The sequence below is a fragment of the Anoxybacillus sp. P3H1B genome (assembly GCF_001560855.1).
GTDB lineage: Bacteria > Bacillota > Bacilli > Bacillales > Anoxybacillaceae > Anoxybacteroides > Anoxybacteroides rupiense.
Genome location: NZ_LPUG01000024.1, coordinates 30,561 through 48,614 on the forward strand (window position 1 = coordinate 30,561; position 18,054 = coordinate 48,614).

Consider the following 18,054-nt stretch of genomic DNA (forward strand, 5'->3'; position numbering starts at 1 on the left):
CTGTTATTATCCACATATTTCTAAAAAATATGCAGAGAAGAAATCATAGGAAAAAACGAAACCACACTGTCAAGTCGACAGTGTGGTTTCGTTTCTTTATTGCAACGCTTGTTTTAATACGTTGATATTTTGATGCATGATTGTGAAGTAGTCTTTATTTTCTTTTATATCTTCGCTTGTAAGTGTTTCTAAATTATGAAGGCGAAGAACTTCAGCGCCGATTTCGTTTTTGACAACTTCAGCCACCTTTGGTGTGACATTTTGTTCAAAGATGACATAATGAATTTGTTTCTTTTTCGCGAGTTGAATAATTTGAGCCAGCTCTTTTTGTGAAGGTTCATTAGTCGGTGAAAGACCCGCGATGCTTAATTGCTCAATGCCATATCTTTTTTCCCAATAGCCGTAGGCTGCATGAGAAACAAGAAGTTCTTTTTTAGGAGCGTCTTTTACTACAGCTTGCAATTGTTGATCTATATCAAGCAACTGCTGTTTTAAAGAGGCAAAATTGTTTTCAAATGTTTCCTTCGCATCTGGCTTTAGCTCAATCAAAGCATTTTTTATGTTTTCGGCAATTGTAATGCATAAAATAGGATCTAACCAAACGTGGGGATCTTTATCGCCATGATGATGACCGTCGTCATCGTGCCCTTCCGCTTCTTCATGCCCTTCGTGTTCTTCCCCTTCTTCATCGTGATGGGCAGAATCAAGCAATTGAATTCCTTTAGAAGCTTCCACGAGCTTTACATGCTCGTTTTTTAGTGCTTGTTTCGTTTGATCGACGAATCCTTCCATTCCTTGGCCGATATAAATAAATGCATCAGCATCTGCTAAATTTTTCATCGTTTGCGTTGTCGGTTCAAATGTATGTGCCTCAACGCCAGGAGGATAAATGCTTTCTGCTTTTATGTAGCGTCCACCAATTTTTTGCGCAAAATCTTGCAACGGATAAACAGTCGTATAAATAGTAAGTGTGTTTTTTGGCTTGTTTGTATCGGTTGCTTCTTCACGTTTATTGCAGCCAAACAGCATGATTGATCCAACAAGAAGAATGATGGCTAACAGTGTTTTTCGTCTCATGAATGCTCTCCTTTCTCATTTTTACCAAGCAGAGATGAATGGTCTCATTCATTATATCGTAATCATTACGATTTGAATAGTATTTTTTTTCTTTTTATTCACCCATGCAGTTAGTTAGTTAATCATTACGTGTATGTAGCTATAAGAAAGACGGACTTGCTGCCATTACATGAAAATGCACGATAATAAGCCGCAAGCCCATGCTTATTTGGCATCTTCCCATTTTTCCGGGACTGGATCAAAGCCTCCAGGATGAAAGGGGTGACACTTGACAATGCGTTTGATCGTCAGCCAGCCTCCTTTGATTGCGCCAAAGCGCTTAACTGCTTCAAGACCGTAATGGGAGCATGTCGGATAAAAACGGCATGTCGGCGGCTTTAACGGAGAAATCACCATTTGATAAAAACGAATGAGAGCGATCAATAAGCGTTTCAACATTTGCATCACACCCAGTGAATAAAATATACTATCATCAATGTATCATAAATCGCACAAGTCATCACCTTTGAATAATCCGTATAAAGTAGATGAAAAAAATCGGATTTATGTGTATGATAGTATTTAGAAAATAACGATAGGAGTGATACAATGCCTTCAGTAGAAAGCTTTGAACTCGACCATTGCGCTGTGAAAGCGCCGTATGTGAGACATTGCGGCGTGCATAAAGTGGGAAGCGATGGCGTTGTGAATAAATTTGACATTCGTTTTTGCCAGCCAAATAAGCAAGCGATGAAGCCCGATGCTATTCATACGCTTGAGCATTTGCTTGCATTCAATATTCGCAAGCATGCGGAAAAATACGATCATTTTGATATCATTGATATCTCACCAATGGGATGTCAAACGGGCTACTATTTAGTTGTCAGCGGTTCTCCTACTGTGGAGGAAATTATCGATCTGCTTGAAGATACAATGAAGGATGCGGTAAATGCGACAGAAGTCCCAGCTGCAACGGAACAGCAATGCGGGCAGGCGAAGCTTCATGATTTAGAGGGAGCTAAGCGTCTAATGCGTTTTTGGCTGGAACAAGATAAGGAAGAACTGAAGAAAGTATTTGGATAATCGTAAGGCGGCCATTTAAACATGGCCGCCTTCGTTTTTTTCTTTCTGCTTGTGTTCTGGTAAATGCGGATTGTTATCAATAGGATCGACGGTATGCTTGTATTGATAGGCTTTTGATGTGGTGGCGACAGCCAGAATAAGAACGACTAAAATAATGATGATGGAAATGATAAGGATTGTAAACATTGGCTCCCCACTTTCTATGTTTGAATTCCTCTCTTTATTTTAACATACTCCACCGAGAAGTCTCCCATCTCTTAACGGAATATAGATGGGAGCGGTTCATCATAAGCGCTGAGAAAGGGAACGAATAAGATTGTAGCCATTTAAATGGAAACAGTGACATAAGATTAAAGAGGCAAAAAACGAACTGTTTTGAAGCGTGATGCCTAGGGTTGAAAGCGACGGTGTTCCCATGCACCAGCATGCCGCAAAAACAATCGACCCATTTACTTTCTGATCGGATTTATACATATGTTCGTTTCTATTGATATGGCACAAGTAAAAGGAGTGAAGCAATGGTAGTTAAGTAGGTGGATGATCGAACAAAACCAATGGGAGTAAGTTTGAGCATATTCTTCTTGAGCAACGAATGCTTTGCGGGCAAATAGATTAAAATAATGGGTCGTCCACCTTGTATTTATAATTGAAAAGAGAGAAGAATTTTTCCGTTTTTTGCGAGATGGGTATGAAATAGGTTATAATTAGAAATGTAAGTTTATTTTGTAAAAAATATGGTGAAGGAGAGGATCAAGATGAAAAATCTAACGGACATGGTCAATAAACAGATTGCCAATTGGAGTGTATTATACATCAAACTCCATAATTATCATTGGTTTGTCAAAGGACAGCAATTTTTTACATTGCATACAAAATTCGAAGAATTATACAATGAAGCAGCCCTCCATATTGACGAGTTAGCAGAGCGGCTGCTTGCGCTAGGAGGAGCGCCTGTCGCTACAATGAAAGATTGTCTCGAAAGCGCGTCTGTTAAAGAAGCAAAAGGCAATGAAACAGCTGAAGAGATGGTTGGCGCGCTTGTCAGCGACTTTGAGACGATGATTCAAGAGCTAAAAGATGGAATGCAGCTAGCTGATGAGGTAGGGGATGAAACAACGGGAGATATGCTTTTAGGAATCCACCAAAGCCTTGAAAAGCACGTGTGGATGTTAAAATCGTTTCTTGGCAAATAAGCAAAAAAGATCGCTTCCATATCGGGAGCGATCTTTTTTGCTGTTTGGGCAGTTGTTTACACTCTTTTTTTCTATTTTCATAAAATAGAGTAACTACGTGTTGATCATCGATGGTTTTATCACTTTACCACATAACGAGGCTTTTCAGCCATTTTCGTATTTTGGATCAATCGATTGTGGCATCAGAAAAGCTATCTGCCTGTCCATGATCCCTCCATTAGGCGTGTTGATGATTATGTTCTATGCCTGTTCCTTTTTAACAAGGGGTAGTACGGAAAAGATCCCCCCTTTGTCTCCTTGATTCAGGAAATAAGGAAGAAAGACTTCTTTTCGGTCTAGCTCTTCCGCATTTCTTGCATGAAATCATAGATCATCAACAGATGTGATATTGTTGAATCAACACTTTTGACCTATGAAACATGAAAGGCGGGAAACCGTGGCCAAACATTCATTTTTTTTCGGAATTTCGCTCATTGGTTCATTTGTTTCATCTGTATTTGGAGGATTGGACATATTAGTGGTGATTTTAGTTTGCTTCGTCGTGATTGACTATATAACTGGTATTGTTGCAGGGGCTCTTGAAGGAAAGCTGTCAAGCGAGATCGGTTTTCGGGGGATTGTGCGGAAATTATTGATTTTTGTATTAGTAGCAGTGGCACATCTAATCGATCTTGCCTTAGGACAGAACAATCATTTTATTCGTGATGCAACGACCTTTTTTTATATGGCGAATGAAGTCATTTCAATTGTTGAAAATGTAGGAAGGACAGGATTACCTATTCCGGGCTTTCTGATAAAAGCAATTGAATTATTAAAAGATCGGGCTAAATAAGCATAATTTTTATTTGTTCATCCACACTACGAATAGGACAGATTGTAAAGGAGTTGAAGGGTGTGAAAGAGCAAAATAAAAAAACGTATTATGTGTCGATTGCTCACGGTGAAATCTCTCAAGTAAAGACAGCGTCTCCATGGGATTTTCAAATCGAGGCAACGGACGAAGAAATTATTCAATTAAGGGAATATTTTGACCAAAACTATTCCTCTGATTGGCAGGCATTTTGGAGAGCGCATGTTCCATATATACAGTATCATTATGATCGCGAAAACGATGCATACGATGATACGATGAAAAAAATTTATCAGCTTATTTATAAATTAGGAAATGAAGAAGCAAGGCAGCATATTCGCTCAATGGGATGGGTTCAAGAATAAGGATGGGCTGCTGCGCTTCATGTCATACCTTTGTTTTTCTTGACAGTCCAAATCGATTCGCTATAATAAAAAATAAATTGAGACAAGGACTTGATAACTAAATGACATGGACAGCTTTCGCGCTTTTGTGAAGGAGACGAGCAAAAGGAAGAAGCGAACGAATGGATTGAGTGATGTGATGTGAACCGAGATGGATCGGTATGTTTCACTTTTTATAGTGGAGCATGCCGTTTTTGTTTCGAAGGGGGAGAAATACGAATGAAATCTAAAGGAGAGATGGAAGATCAAATTAGCCGGGCTCTGACGCAATGGGAGAAAGAGTATTTGGGGAGGGGCCCCATATCCGTTAAAACGGATATTATCCGCAATATGATTATTGTGCAAATGCGCGGACTTTTAACACCTGCTGAACAAAAATTGGCAGAGACAAAAGAAGGGCTGTTGGCTGTTAAAAGAATTCGCTCAGATTTAATTGAATCAGGCAGCGAGCAGCTAAGAGAGATCATCGTAACGATGACGGGAAAACAAGTAATGAGTGTTCATACAGATATAAGCACCCGTACAGGAGAACGGATTATTGTGTTTTCGCTAGCCGACAACTTTGAAGAAGAATTTCAAAAATAACGGAGTGCAGTTCACCTAGTTCTTTCATTTTCTTTATCTTCTTTATCGTTTTTTGTATTTCTTATGAAGAAGGCTGCCTAATCAGTCGATTTTTCGGCTGCAGGCTGCCTCTCTTTATTTTTGCGAGAAGTTAGTACGGCGAATGTTTGAGGTTTCTATAATATAAATGCCACTTGAAGCTGGACATGCCAAGTGGCTTCTTGGTATAAGCAAGTAAACAGGTGTTGATGCTCCATTGTTTTTAATAAAAAACCACAGAATGATAGGATGACACACAAGCTTTTCCGCTTTTCTCCTCGAAACAAACGCATTTGCCCGTAAATTCAAAAAAGCATGCTGAAACATTCCAGTCGGCAAACAAACGGTGTGCGACTACGGCAGAAAAGCGGGGAATGAAGCGATGCCAATCGGCTTTTATTGGCTGGCCGACACATTATATAGCGCTTAAGCTTAACTGGCACTGCGAGTAAAGTGAGAAGTATAATAGGAATAAAGATCATGACAATGGAGTTTGATAAGGATGTTTGTTTTTTGGGACTATTATGGAAATCAAGTGCAGTTGTCATTTGCTGACCATCCGTTTTCCAAAACGCCCGATCATGTTTGGGTCGTCTGCCGTTACCACCAGCAGTGGTTGCTGACCAATCATCGCGAACGTGGTTTAGAGTTTCCTGGAGGAAAGAGGGAAGGAAAGGAAACACCTGAACAAGCAGCGATTCGCGAAGTGAGAGAAGAGACCGGGGGAGTCATCGAACAGCTGGAATATATCGGGCAGTACAAAATTGGAAATGAGATGATTAAAAATATTTATTTTGCTGAAATTGAAGCGCTTCAGCCACAGTCCACCTATTTGGAAACAGATGGCCCAGTTCTGTTAAAGGAACTGCCTCAGCATGTAAGAACAGATGAACGCTTCAGTTTTATTATGAAAGACGATGTGCTTATGTATACACTTGAAGAAATAAAGAGACGTTCTCTGTAATTGAACGTCTCTATCGGTTTTTGATCAGCGATTTTTCGATTAAAGCCACTATTTGGTACATCAAAGTGGCTAAAACAGCAATAATAAGCAGACTTAGCAGAACGAGCGTGAAATTAAATACTTGGAATCCATAAATAATCATGTACCCAAGCCCTTGCTTGGAAACAAGGAACTCACCGACGATCACTCCAACCCAAGATAAGCCGACATTCACTTTTAAAGTGGAGATAATGGCTGGGAATGAAGCGGGCAGAACGGCTTCTTTAAAGCATTGAAAACGGCTGGCTCCGAAAGTTTTGAGCACCTTGATATAATTCGCGTCCACTTCGCGAAACGAGGTATAGACGACGATGGTGGTAATGATCACAGAGATAACGGTTCCCATCGCGATAATCGAAGAAAAATTAGGTCCAAATGCGACGATTAAAATCGGACCGAGCGCTACTTTGGGCATGGCGTTTAAAATGACTAAATACGGATCAGCGATTTTAGAAAAGCGCGGAAACCACCAAAGCAATGCGGCTAAGCATGTGCCAAGAAGCGTACCAAGAATAAATCCAAGCACGGTTTCAAATAAGGTAACACCAATGTGTGAAAAAAGCGATCCATCTTCTATCTTTCCCATCAACAATGACCAGATTTTTGACGGGGAGCTGAACAAAAGCGGATCAATCCATTGATAGCGGCTAGCAGCCTCCCAAAGCATGAAAAAACCAACGAAAATGATGAGCTGATAAAAACGAACCCACCGTTTCTCTTTTCGAAGCGATGCAAGATACTGGTCATGCAAGGATGGCTTGTGATTAGTAAGTGGTTTCAAGTGAATCCAGCTCCTTCCAAAGAAATTGGAACAGCTCGGAAAAGGACGGATGCTGCCGGGCGGCAAATGGCGGCAACTGCCGAAGCTCGCTAGGTACGAGGAACGTTCGTACAAGGCGTCCGGGTTTAGCTGCGAATAAGAAAATTCGATCGCTCATGGCAATGGCTTCGCCAATATCATGAGTGACAAGCAAGGCGGTTTTGCTGTATTCTTTCAAGGTTTGCCAAACGAGTTCCTCTAATCTGAGTTTGGTTTGATAATCTAAAGCGGAAAATGGCTCATCAAGCAGCAAAATTTTCGGATCCGTTGCCAACGTCCGGGCTAGGGCAGCTCGCTGGCGCATGCCTCCTGACAATTGATTCGGGTAATGCTTTTCCGTTCCCTTTAGATCCATGCGTTCAAGCAATGAAAGCGCGCTGGCTCGCATTTCTGGGGTGTCAATCTCCATAATCTTTAAACCGAGAAAAAGATTTTCTTCGATTGTTTTCCAAGGGAATAGATAGTCCTGCTGCAGCATATAGCCGACAGCTGGATGAATGGCCTGCATTTTTTTCCCTTCCAGCGTGACGGTTCCTTCTGTCGGCTGAATAAGAGAGGCAATGATAGAAAGCAAGGTAGTTTTTCCGCAGCCGCTAGGACCAATAAAAGAAACGAATTCTCCTTGATCGATGGACAAGGATATATGCTCTAAGGCTGTAGTAGCTGTTTTTTCGGTAAAATACGTGTGGCTGATGTCATGAACAACTAAAAAACTCATCTTGTTCACCTGCCGTTCTTATTTTTCGATTGTTTTTTTCGCAAAGGAGTTGTCGACGAGCGCGGAATAGTCTGAGTGTGGCGGCAATTCCCCTGCTTCTTTCATAATGGCTTGCAGGTTGTTCCATTCTTCTTCGTCAAGAACGGGGTCAGTTGCATAACTGCCTTGTTTTTTGTAGCGATCGACGACTTTTTCGATAATGGAGATATCTGTATCTTTAAAGTATGGTTGGATGGCTTTTGCAATTTCTGCAGCGGTATGGGTTTCGACCCATTGCTGCGCTTGATAAAGAGCGCGAGTAAACTTTTGGATCGTTGCTTGATTATTTTTGATAAAGCTTCGTTTGGCCATGAAGGAAGTATATGGAACATGCCCGGATTCTGTTCCAAAGGAAGCGACAATGTATCCTTTTCCTTCCTGTTCAAAAATACTGGCAGTTGGCTCAAATAATTGAACATAGTCTCCTGTACCGCTGGCAAATGCACTAGGAATGTTGGCGAAATCAATATTTTGAATGAGCTTTAAGTCTTGTTTCGGATCAATTCCGTGTTTTTTGAGGACAAATTCCCCGACCATTTGCGGCATGCCGCCTTTTCTTTGACCGAGAAAGGTGCTTCCGTTTAGTGAATCCCAAGAGAAATGATCGATTTTTTTGCGAGCAACGAGAAACGTCCCATCTGTTTGGGTTAATTGGGCAAAATTAATAACAGGATCTTTCGTTGCTTGGCTATAGACATAGATCGATGTTTCGGAACCGACTAAGGCAATATCCGAGCCGCCGGAGAGCAGGGATGTCATCGTTTTGTCTCCGCCCCATGCGGTTGATAATTCGACATCAAGCCCTTCCTTCTTAAAAAATCCTTTAGAAATGGCAACATATTGAGGAGCGTAAAAAATGGAACGGGTGACTTCTGCAACGCGAACTTTTTGTACAGAAGGCTGATCCTGCTTTTCGCAGGCTGCCGAGATGACGAAGCTAATGGTGAAAAATGAAATCAGCGCGGTGCGCAGCCATTTTTTCATTGTTATAAACCTCCTTAGTAATAGATGTTAAATATGTACCTTATCGTATGCTGTCGGAAAAAATGTGTGAATGCCTATGGAAAGGAAGAAAGACATGGATGGACAGATCATAGAGAAACATCGATTTCCATCACCTAATCCGCATATCGATGTATTCTTAATTACCTATTTATCGCAAGGATTGCAAGTAAAAGGATTTTTAGCGATACCGAAAGCTAAAGGGACTTATGATGGCTTCCTTTATCTTCGCGGCGGAATGAAAAATGTTGGGAAGGTGCGTCTTTCCCGAATTACGCAATTTGCAGCTGAGGGATTTGTCGTCATGGCTCCTTTTTATCGCGGCAATCAGGGTGGGGAAGGAAATGAAGATTTTGTTGGAGAAGATCGCTATGATGCGTTAAGTGCTTTTCGGGTGCTACAAAACCTCCCGCAGGTAGATAGCAGACGCATTCACGTGTTCGGTTTTTCTCGCGGAGGAGCTATGGCCCTCCATACAGCTATCTTAGAAAATCAAATTTGTTCAGTTGTTGTTTGGGGAGGAGTTTCCGATGTGATGTTGACGTATTGGGAGCGGCTTGACTTGCGAAAAATGATGAAGCGGGTCATTGGCGGAACGCCGACAAAATATCCGGAGCGCTATCGTTGGCGAACACCGCTTTATAGCATTGATCGCATCAAAGCGCCTGTGCTGATTATTCATGGCGAAAAAGATCACAACGTCTCGATAGAACATGCTTATCGGCTTGAAAAGCGGCTAAAAGAACTAGAAAAGCCTGTGACGACTTGGTATTTCCCTGACTTCACACATTATTTTCCACCAAAGGACAATCGGGAAACGGTTCATCGTTTAGCGGAATGGATGAAACAGCAGGGACGGTCATGATACTATAAATAAAGAACGAAGAGGAAAGGATGTAGATATAAATGGGGATGCCATTAGAATTGCAAACATTGATTGTGACAAAGGGAAAAGAACAGCGAATTGAAGATAATTTGTTTGTGCTTGAAAAGGAAGGATACCGCCTTTATCCAATCGATATCCCCCTTGAAGTAAAGCGGACGTTGCAAAGCGAAGCAAGCGGACAAGCAGTAGTTAAAAAGCTAGAACTGGCGAATAACCGAACGATTATCACATATGAACTCATCTCGCTTCATTCGACCAACTAGCATTTTCTAGATGGATCTGGAGCCCTCTGCCTCCCAATGAAATCGCGAATGGATCAAAAACGATTTTGCCTCGGAGCAAAATCGTTTTTGTTGATAAGCGCTTGGCTTGCATCTTTTCGTTGTATTTATTACGATCATGAGTCATATAAAAAATAAAGGATGCAAAGTTGACAAAATTGTTGTATAATGATAATAACTTTTTTATAGTAAATATCATAATATTTGTATATTCTTCCATGCAGGGAGTTCTTCAAAAAGCAGGGTGGCGTTCACCTCGGCTTGTTGGAGGAAACCCAATCATGGAAAAGCAGGGACGGGAGATCTTCTACGATCTGGAAATCACATAGATGGAATGAAGATAAACCGGCTATGATTCATTGATAGACAGAAGGGCAGCCTTTTGCTGAAAAAGGCGCCTCTGTCCAATGGCATAGTCGGTTTTTTCTTTTCTTTCCAACGTCATTAATAAGCACCATGCACGGAGGAGAAGGAGAGGGGGAAACGGATTGTTATTTATATGGAGTTGGTTTATTTCAGTAGGAATCGTATTTGTCAGCGGTGCCCTATGTCTATATTCGCGTATTCCGGAGCGTTACGTATACATTCATACCCGTTTATTGCTGCTGCCGGCGGCCGCGGCGCTTATCGGATGGATCGGAGCGGGATCAGGGACGGAAGTTGGAGCATGGAGATTCGATGGAATTAGTTGGCTTATGGCCTTCTATATTTCTTTACTCAGTTGGATCATTCAAACGTTTTCGCTGCGCTATTTGCATGGCGATCGCGCATACCGGCATTATTTTTGGCTGTTAACATGGACTGCTGGAGCGGCATCGGTCATATGGAGCAGCAATGATTTGCGCGTAATGGCCATTTGTTGGGGACTGCCATTCGTTGGTCTTGCCGCGTTGACATGGTTAAAAAGGGAATGGGCGCCGTCACGCGCGGCTGCGATGCAAATGGGAATCATGTTTTTGGCAAGTTGGCTGGCAGTGGCGGTGTTGGCTGTATGGATATGGACTGTGACGGGGAAATGGAGCATGTCGGCCGCTTTATTAGCGGATCAATTGGCAGAGATAAGCTTTTGGGGAAGAATAGCAATGAACGGATTATTGCTATTGGCTGCGCTGATTCCGGCGGGACAATGGCCGTTTCATCGCTGGTTGCTTGAGTCTGCAGTGACTCCGACTCCTGTATCAGCGGTGATGCATGCAGGACTCGTTAATGCTGGCGGCCTGCTGTTGGCGCGCTTTTCCCCACTATTTAACATGCCAGCGGCGCATGAGGCGCTATTTATCATCGCCTTTCTATCTATTTTGCTCGGTACAGGTATTAGCTTTGTCCACGTCGATTATAAGAGGCAGTTAGTCGCTTCAACGATGGCGCAAATGGGAGTGATGTTCGTTCAATGTGCTTTAGGCGCTTACGGGGCAGCTGTGGTTCATCTGATTTTACATGGATTGTTCAAAGCGACATTGTTCTTGCAATCAGGATCTGTTGTACCGCGTCCTGAACGCATTGTGCGTGTGAAAGGAGGCGGATCCTGGTGGGGAGGCGCTTTAATAGGATTAGCAGTGGGGATGGCGTTTTGGATTGCTTCTCCTTCAGAGCCGACTCGGCTTTTCAGCGCATTGCTTCTTGGAGCATCGATGATGATAGCCTGGGGACGTCTTGCCGATTTTCGTGAAGGGCGCTGGCTTGGGTTGGTGACGGTGGTCATGCTAGCATTAGCTTCTGAAGAAGTAAGACATTTCTTGACGGAGTTTGTGCAAGCTGCGTTACCATCTGGAAGCGCACCGCCGTCTGCGCTCGAATGGCTGGCATTTGTATTGTTTGCTTCTGCTGCTATCGTTACTTTCTGGATTGTTCGGCATCGTTCATCTCTATTGTTTGTCCGATTCTATATGTGGCTTGTTCATTTTGGAGAGCCGCGCCTATCAACTGTTGAACCACACCCGCACTATTTGAGCATTTATGTGAAGGAGGGAGCTAGTGATGAGTAAACAGGCCATTTCGCTTGAACGTCCCCGCAAGCAGGCAACACGAAAAGCGGTGTCTGGCATAGAGCGCCCAATCGCTAAGATAGTCGAGAAGGCAAGCGAAGTCATTGCTCCGCTTTGGCCTATCTCTACTTTCATTGCCCGTCATCCGTGGATGGAACTTGAATATTTACCATTTTCAGAAGTGGCCGAACGATTTCAACGCATGCCTGGCATCCATCTATATCCGACGATGGCATCCTTTCGTGCAGCGCTTGAAAAAGGCGAAATTGATCTCTCATTTTTGGAGAGAAAGCTGCATCGCTGGCTTGATGCACAGAATCTTTCAGTGCCTCGCCATGAAGCAGAACGATTATGCCGCGCCTTTCTTTGGAATGATGAGGTACCAGCGGAATGGTTGGCTTCCTCTGAATGGAATCAGTTGCCGGCAGCTACTTCTTGGCGGAACGCGGTTATTCAGCCGTTAAGTGCGCATAATAGCAAGCAAAAACAACGTCTTGATCAGCAAATGATAAAATGGTGCAAATTGTTTTTAGATGAAGGACAGGCGGCGTGGGGGCTGCCATTTCGAGAGCTTGGATTGTTTGGCGCCTGGCGCCAGCTGGTCGGGCATGATCCGGCGTTGACGAAAGATGAACGGCAACGGCTTTTTGACTGGCCGAGTGCTCCAGAGCTGGCGTTGCAGCGCGTCTTGTCTGAATTGAACGTAGATGAAGAGACAGCGGTCAACTATCTTGAAGCCCACCTTCTGGCTTTGCCGGGATGGGCTGGCATGTTGCTCTGGCGTTCTAAACAAACGGGTCAAGATACCGCCTTACTCGTCGATTATTTGGCCATTCGTCTTTCGCTAGAATGGGCATTGATGGCTCCGGATTTGCCATTGGATCCTAGCATGGACGATGATGTTGCTGATGATTGGCGTCAGCTATTGGTTGCGTGGCTACATTGGGGAGGTATGACAGCAGCTAAATGGCAGCAACTGAAAGCAGAGGAACAATGCGCCCGCCTAGCGTTTGCCGACCGCTTTTGGCGCTTGGAGCGATACCGCCTTTGGCTTGAGGCATGGGAAGAAACGTATGAAGAACAGTTAAAGACAACGATTCGATCTTCTTGTTCTGCAGATGAGCAGAAACCTGCTGCCCAGTTTCTTTTTTGCATTGACGTTCGTTCAGAAGTGTTTCGCCGTCATCTTGAAGAAGCCGGACCATTTGAAACGTATGGATGTGCTGGATTTTTTGGCATTCCGATCAAGACGCGTGAACTGGATAGCCATCATACTCATCCATCATGTCCGGCCATCGTCCAACCGCAGCAGGAGATTTGCGAAGTGGCTGCTGTACCGGAAAGCGTGACGGATTATCGACGCCGTCGCAATATGTTCCGGTTTGCCGGACAAATATTTAAGAAAGTAAAGCAAAATTTGCTAGCGAGTTTATTATTGCCCGAAATGAGCGGATCTTGGCTTGGATTGCATACTCTTATGCGCAGCGCCGCTCCTAAGAAGGCAGGTCATTTGTTCCGAAAGATAGAAGAGACGATGGAGAAAAAGCCGTCAACAGCGCTGGTGCTCGAGCGGCAAGAGAAATCAGAAGCATCAGATCTGCCCATCGGATTTTCAACGGAGGAAAAAATTCAATACGTTCAGCAGCTGCTTCACAGTATAGGACTGACTTCATCGTTTGCGCCATTGGTGATCGTATGCGGCCATGAAAGCGCAACAGTGAATAATCCGTATGCTTCTTCGCTCGATTGCGGCGCATGTGGCGGAGCAGCGGGAGCATTTAATGCCCGAGTGTTTGCCGCTCTTGGCAATTTGCCAGAAGTACGCGAGGGACTTGCGCAACGCGGCATCGTCATTCCAGATGAAACCGTATTTGTGGCTGCAGAGCATGTGACAACGATCGATGAACTGCGCTGGATTGAAATTCCGGTGTTATCAGAATCAGCACAGCAGGCGTTCCACTTAGTAGAAAGCGTGCTTCCTAAAGTAAGCCGGAATGCGAATGAGGAGCGTTGTGCAAAATTGCCGTCCATTGGAAAAAGACCAAATGATGCGGTAGCGGAGGTACAGCGTCGGGCTGTTGACTGGAGTGAAATTCGCCCGGAATGGGGGCTTGCGGGAAATGCCGCGTTTGTAATTGGCAGCCGTAGCCGAACAAAGCATTGCCATCTCGATGGAAGAGTATTTTTACACAGCTACGATTGGCGACAAGATCCTACTGGTGAGCTTCTCTCGGGCATTATCAGCGGACCGGCTACAGTAGGACAATGGATTAATTTGCAATATTACGCATCGACCGTTGCCCCTCACTATTACGGAAGCGGCAGCAAAACGACGCAGACGGTCACTTCCGGGATTGGAGTGATGCAAGGCAACGCCAGCGATTTGCTTACTGGGCTGCCTTGGCAGTCCGTAGCCGCTTCGGATCAGGAGTTATTTCATTCGCCGCTTCGATTGCTTGTTGTCATTGAAGCGCCGCGTTACTATATTGAGCGTTTGCTCACCGAGCACTTGCCTTTTTCTCAAAAAGTGAAAAACGGCTGGCTCCGTCTCGCATCGATTGATCCCGATAGCGGGGAATGGGTGTCGTGGGGACGCTCCCTATTTTAAAAGATATGGAAAAGCCGCTTGGTCCAAGTTATTGGTAAGCGGCTTTCCATATAATCAGGACCAAAATGGGTGAAGAGGAATTTTAACACATGGACCGAGAAGTCTTCTCCCTCTTAACGAAATGGAGGTGGGAGAGGTTTATGCAAGTTTTAGGGTTGCTACATGTACAAAAAAAGGGGGGATCTACACGACGGAAGATGCCCCCTAAATATTAAGCAATTGGTCCGCCAAGCTTTTCAATGCTTGGATCGACATTCGTAAATTTTTTGAAGTTTTCACGGAATTTTGCGGCAAGATCTTTTGCTTTTTGCTCGTATGCTTCTTGATCAGCCCACGTATTTTTTGGAAGCAATACTTCATCAGGCACTCCAGGAACATGCGCCGGAATTTGCAACCCAAAAATTGGATCTTGTACCGTTTCGACGTTGTTCAACTCGCCTTCAAGGGCTGCTTGCACCATTGCTCGCGTATATTGCAGTTTCATGCGGCTGCCGACTCCGTATTCCCCACCGGTCCAGCCTGTATTCACTAAAAACACTTGTACTTGATGCTCGTCGATTTTTTTGCCGAGCATTTCTGCATAACGTGTTGCTGGAAGCGGTAGGAACGGAGCTCCAAAGCAAGTCGAGAACGTTGCTTGCGGTGACGTAATGCCGCGTTCTGTGCCAGCCAATTTGCTTGTATAGCCGCTCAAGAAATGATACATCGCTTGTTCTTTTGTAAGCTTGCTGATTGGCGGTAAAACGCCGAATGCGTCAGCTGTCAAGAACACGATAGTTGCCGGATGGCCAGCGACGCTTGGATCAACAATATTGTCGATCGATTGAATCGGATACGCTGCGCGCGTATTTTCGGTCAACGTTGCGTTGTCGTAGTCAGGAATGCGTGTGTTTTCATCTAGAACGACGTTTTCCAGTACAGCGCCAAAGCGGATCGCATCAAAGATTTGCGGCTCTTTTTCACGTGAAAGATTGATGCATTTTGCATAGCAGCCGCCCTCAATGTTAAACACTCCGCTATTGGACCAGCCATGTTCATCGTCTCCAATTAAACGGCGCTTCGGATCGGCAGAAAGCGTCGTTTTTCCGGTTCCTGATAATCCGAAAAATAGTGCGACATCTCCTTCTGGACCGACGTTTGCCGAGCAGTGCATTGGTAAAATGTTTTGCTCTGGAAGAAGGAAATTCATCACAGAGAAAATGGATTTTTTAATTTCTCCCGCATATTCAGTACCGCCAATGAGCACGATGCGGCGTTCAAACGAAATGATAATAAACGTTTCTGATTTTGTTCCATCGACAGCTGGATTCGCTTTGAAGTTTGGTGCGGAAATGACTGTGAACTGTGCATCGTGTGTTTCCAGCTCTTCCTGTGTCGGACGGATAAAAAGCTGATGTGCGAATAAATTGTGCCAAGCAAATTCATTGATAACCTGAATAGGCAGGCGATAGGCCGGATCAGCTCCAGCGAAGCCTTTGAATACGAATATCTCATCTTTTTGCATTAAATAGTCGATGACTTTATGATATAATTGATCAAAGACTTCTTCGGAAATCGGTTGATTAACTGTGCCCCAATCGATTTTTTCTTTTGTGGAGGCTTCCGCTACAATATATTTATCTTTTGGTGAACGTCCCGTATATTTTCCAGTTGTAGTGGCAACCGCGCCAGTCGCTGTCAGCATTCCTTCTTTGCGCTCAAGAACTTTTTCTACTAGTTGAGAAACAGACAAATTTTGCTGTATGTTTTGCCGTTGGAGCAGTATATTCAACTTATTGGTAACATCAACAATGCTCATCTACAAAACCTACCTTTTTGTAAAGTTATAAACCTGAAATTAGTATAACACATTTAAATAATTAGTCCATACTATTTAACGTAATTTTTCACGTTTATTTTTTGTCTATTTTGTTGCAAATACATATGGAGAAAATTACCCTGTGCAACATGAAAAAATTTTGCCGAATCATGTTGACTTTTTTTTGTTGATTAAGCTATGATAACATATTGAACGGTTACTCTTATCCCGAGTTGGTGGAGGGACAGGCCCAATGAAACCCAGCAACCGTCACAACAATTATACATGTGAAATGGTGCTAACCTGTGGCAAGGCATAGCCCTTGAACGATAAGAGTGAAAGGCGCGATATGAAAGCAAATCACCTTTCCTCGATATCGAAGGAAAGGTTTTTTCGTTTATATAAGCGGGGGAATGAGTGCCGTATCAATTTTTCAGTGATCAGAGGCGCAAAAGGCGGCGTCTCTCAAACATGAACATAAGAGGAGGAAAACAACGAATGTCAGCCAAACGCCGTTTATTCACTTCTGAATCTGTTACAGAAGGCCATCCTGATAAAATTTGCGACCAAATTTCCGACGCGATTTTAGATGCGATTTTAGCAAAAGATCCAAATGCCCGCGTAGCATGCGAAACAAGCGTAACAACGGGTCTTGTATTAGTGAGCGGAGAAATTACGACATCCACATATGTGGATATTCCGAAAATCGTTCGCGATACGGTTCGCGAAATTGGTTATACTCGTGCGAAATTTGGCTTTGATGCTGATACATGCGCAGTATTGACATCGATCGACGAGCAATCACCTGATATTGCCATGGGTGTTGACCAGGCATTAGAGGCGCGTGAAGGTCAGATGACTGACGAAGAAATCGAAGCGATTGGCGCGGGCGACCAAGGATTGATGTTTGGATTTGCTTGCAATGAAACAAAAGAGCTTATGCCTCTGCCGATTTCGCTGGCGCACAAATTAGCTCGCCGTCTCTCAGAAGTGCGCAAAGAAGATATTTTGCCGTATTTGCGTCCAGATGGAAAAACGCAAGTAACAGTGGAATACGATGAAAATGGCAAGCCGGTACGCATCGACACGATTGTTGTTTCGACACAGCATCATCCAGAAATTACGCAGGAGCAAATCGTGCGCAATATTAAAGAACATGTGATTCAACCAGTTGTTCCAGCGGAATTAATCGACGAAAATACAAAATACTTTATCAATCCAACAGGTCGTTTTGTGATCGGCGGTCCACAGGGAGACGCTGGATTAACAGGCCGTAAAATCATTGTTGACACATATGGAGGCTATGCTCGCCACGGCGGTGGCGCGTTTTCAGGAAAAGATCCGACAAAGGTTGACCGTTCGGCAGCCTATGCTGCGCGTTATGTCGCTAAAAATATTGTCGCTGCTGGCCTTGCTGAAAAATGCGAAGTGCAGCTAGCCTATGCAATCGGCGTGGCAAAACCAGTGTCCATCGCCATTGATACATTTGGCACAGGAAAGGTATCTGAAGACATTTTAATTGAAGTGGTGCGCAATAACTTTGATCTTCGTCCTGCTGGCATTATTAAAATGCTTGATTTGCGCCGTCCGATTTACAAACAAACGGCGGCCTATGGTCACTTTGGCCGCGCGGATGTGGATCTTCCATGGGAGCGCACAGACAAAGCGGAAGCGTTAAAAGAGCAGGCTCTTGCATTGGCGAAGTGATAAGGCATCAAAAGAGAG

General features: G+C 43.9%; 18 protein-coding genes and 1 riboswitch. Of the genes, 11 read left to right on the top strand and 7 right to left on the bottom strand.

Annotation, left to right across the window (positions count from 1 at the left end):
* Positions 1 to 96 precede the first annotated feature (96 nt).
* Both AT864_RS14285 and yidD read right to left on the bottom strand, forming a co-directional pair.
* Positions 97 to 1,077: a metal ABC transporter solute-binding protein, Zn/Mn family gene (locus AT864_RS14285; RefSeq protein ID WP_066150020.1), complete on the bottom strand. Its 981-nt coding sequence runs from the start codon at positions 1,075 to 1,077 to the stop codon at positions 97 to 99.
* A gap of 204 nt (positions 1,078 to 1,281) precedes the next feature.
* Positions 1,282 to 1,515 (bottom strand): membrane protein insertion efficiency factor YidD, encoded by a 234-nt coding sequence (yidD, locus tag AT864_RS14290; protein ID WP_044745849.1) that lies wholly within the window; start codon positions 1,513 to 1,515, stop codon positions 1,282 to 1,284.
* A gap of 150 nt (positions 1,516 to 1,665) precedes the next feature.
* Here yidD and AT864_RS14295 point away from each other — a divergent pair, with 150 nt between their 5' ends.
* Entirely contained in the window at positions 1,666 to 2,139 is a 474-nt protein-coding gene (locus AT864_RS14295; RefSeq protein WP_027409561.1) for an S-ribosylhomocysteine lyase, read from the top strand.
* A gap of 15 nt (positions 2,140 to 2,154) precedes the next feature.
* On the opposite strand, the gene ytzI is transcribed toward AT864_RS14295, so the two are convergent.
* Positions 2,155 to 2,325, bottom strand: a complete 171-nt coding sequence (gene ytzI, locus AT864_RS17725; protein WP_080862028.1) for a YtzI protein — start codon at positions 2,323 to 2,325, stop codon at positions 2,155 to 2,157.
* A 569-nt stretch (positions 2,326 to 2,894) separates the two neighbouring features.
* Between ytzI and AT864_RS14300 the strand changes: the two genes are divergently transcribed.
* From AT864_RS14300 to ytkD, 5 genes are all read left to right on the top strand, one after another.
* A complete protein-coding gene (locus tag AT864_RS14300) occupies positions 2,895 to 3,332 on the top strand; it encodes a Dps family protein (RefSeq protein WP_066150023.1) in 438 nt (145 codons plus the stop codon).
* A 412-nt stretch (positions 3,333 to 3,744) separates the two neighbouring features.
* Complete coding sequence (locus tag AT864_RS14305) at positions 3,745 to 4,164, top strand: holin family protein (RefSeq protein WP_066150026.1); 420 nt, start codon at positions 3,745 to 3,747, stop codon at positions 4,162 to 4,164.
* A gap of 62 nt (positions 4,165 to 4,226) precedes the next feature.
* Positions 4,227 to 4,547, top strand: coding sequence for a hypothetical protein (locus AT864_RS14310; RefSeq protein ID WP_044745852.1), 321 nt, complete (start codon positions 4,227 to 4,229; stop codon positions 4,545 to 4,547).
* Between the two features lie 258 nt (positions 4,548 to 4,805).
* Positions 4,806 to 5,171 (top strand): DUF2294 domain-containing protein, encoded by a 366-nt coding sequence (locus tag AT864_RS14315; RefSeq protein ID WP_044745853.1) that lies wholly within the window; start codon positions 4,806 to 4,808, stop codon positions 5,169 to 5,171.
* Positions 5,172 to 5,691: 520 nt separating this feature from the next.
* Positions 5,692 to 6,153, top strand: coding sequence for an RNA deprotection pyrophosphohydrolase (gene ytkD / locus AT864_RS14320; protein WP_066150029.1), 462 nt, complete (start codon positions 5,692 to 5,694; stop codon positions 6,151 to 6,153).
* 10 nt (positions 6,154 to 6,163) lie between these two features.
* Here ytkD and AT864_RS14325 read toward each other — a convergent pair whose 3' ends face one another.
* The 3 genes from AT864_RS14325 to AT864_RS14335 are packed head-to-tail and all read right to left on the bottom strand — an operon-like array spanning position 6,164 to position 8,753.
* Complete coding sequence (locus AT864_RS14325; protein WP_066150032.1) at positions 6,164 to 6,973, bottom strand: ABC transporter permease; 810 nt, start codon at positions 6,971 to 6,973, stop codon at positions 6,164 to 6,166.
* Positions 6,957 to 7,730, bottom strand: coding sequence for an ABC transporter ATP-binding protein (locus AT864_RS14330; protein ID WP_044745856.1), 774 nt, complete (start codon positions 7,728 to 7,730; stop codon positions 6,957 to 6,959). The genes AT864_RS14325 and AT864_RS14330 overlap by 17 nt, the downstream gene beginning before the upstream one ends.
* 18 nt (positions 7,731 to 7,748) lie before the next feature.
* On the bottom strand, positions 7,749 to 8,753 hold the full coding sequence (locus AT864_RS14335) for an ABC transporter substrate-binding protein (RefSeq protein WP_066150035.1): 1,005 nt from the start codon (positions 8,751 to 8,753) through the stop codon (positions 7,749 to 7,751).
* 94 nt (positions 8,754 to 8,847) lie between these two features.
* Here AT864_RS14335 and AT864_RS14340 point away from each other — a divergent pair, with 94 nt between their 5' ends.
* The 4 genes from AT864_RS14340 (at position 8,848) to AT864_RS14360 (ending at position 14,531) form a co-directional block, all read left to right on the top strand.
* Positions 8,848 to 9,636 carry a S9 family peptidase gene (locus AT864_RS14340; RefSeq protein WP_066150038.1) on the top strand — a complete coding sequence of 263 codons (789 nt, stop codon included), beginning with the start codon at positions 8,848 to 8,850 and terminating at the stop codon, positions 9,634 to 9,636.
* Between the two features lie 41 nt (positions 9,637 to 9,677).
* Entirely contained in the window at positions 9,678 to 9,920 is a 243-nt protein-coding gene (locus tag AT864_RS14345; RefSeq protein WP_066150041.1) for a DUF2584 domain-containing protein, read from the top strand.
* Positions 9,921 to 10,426: 506 nt separating this feature from the next.
* The gene (locus AT864_RS14355) at positions 10,427 to 11,923 is read left to right on the top strand and encodes an NADH dehydrogenase subunit 5 (protein WP_066150047.1); all 1,497 of its coding nucleotides are present in this window, start codon (positions 10,427 to 10,429) and stop codon (positions 11,921 to 11,923) included.
* The gene (locus AT864_RS14360; RefSeq protein WP_066150050.1) at positions 11,916 to 14,531 is read left to right on the top strand and encodes a DUF2309 domain-containing protein; all 2,616 of its coding nucleotides are present in this window, start codon (positions 11,916 to 11,918) and stop codon (positions 14,529 to 14,531) included. Before AT864_RS14355 ends, AT864_RS14360 begins: the two co-directional genes overlap by 8 nt.
* 211 nt (positions 14,532 to 14,742) lie before the next feature.
* On the opposite strand, the gene pckA is transcribed toward AT864_RS14360, so the two are convergent.
* Positions 14,743 to 16,329 (bottom strand): phosphoenolpyruvate carboxykinase (ATP), encoded by a 1,587-nt coding sequence (gene pckA / locus AT864_RS14365; protein ID WP_066150053.1) that lies wholly within the window; start codon positions 16,327 to 16,329, stop codon positions 14,743 to 14,745.
* 220 nt (positions 16,330 to 16,549) lie between these two features.
* Positions 16,550 to 16,665, top strand: a riboswitch (SAM riboswitch).
* Positions 16,666 to 16,827: 162 nt separating this feature from the next.
* Between pckA and metK the strand changes: the two genes are divergently transcribed.
* Positions 16,828 to 18,036 (top strand): methionine adenosyltransferase, encoded by a 1,209-nt coding sequence (gene metK, locus AT864_RS14370; RefSeq protein WP_044745863.1) that lies wholly within the window; start codon positions 16,828 to 16,830, stop codon positions 18,034 to 18,036.
* The last annotated feature ends 18 nt before the right edge of the window (positions 18,037 to 18,054 follow it).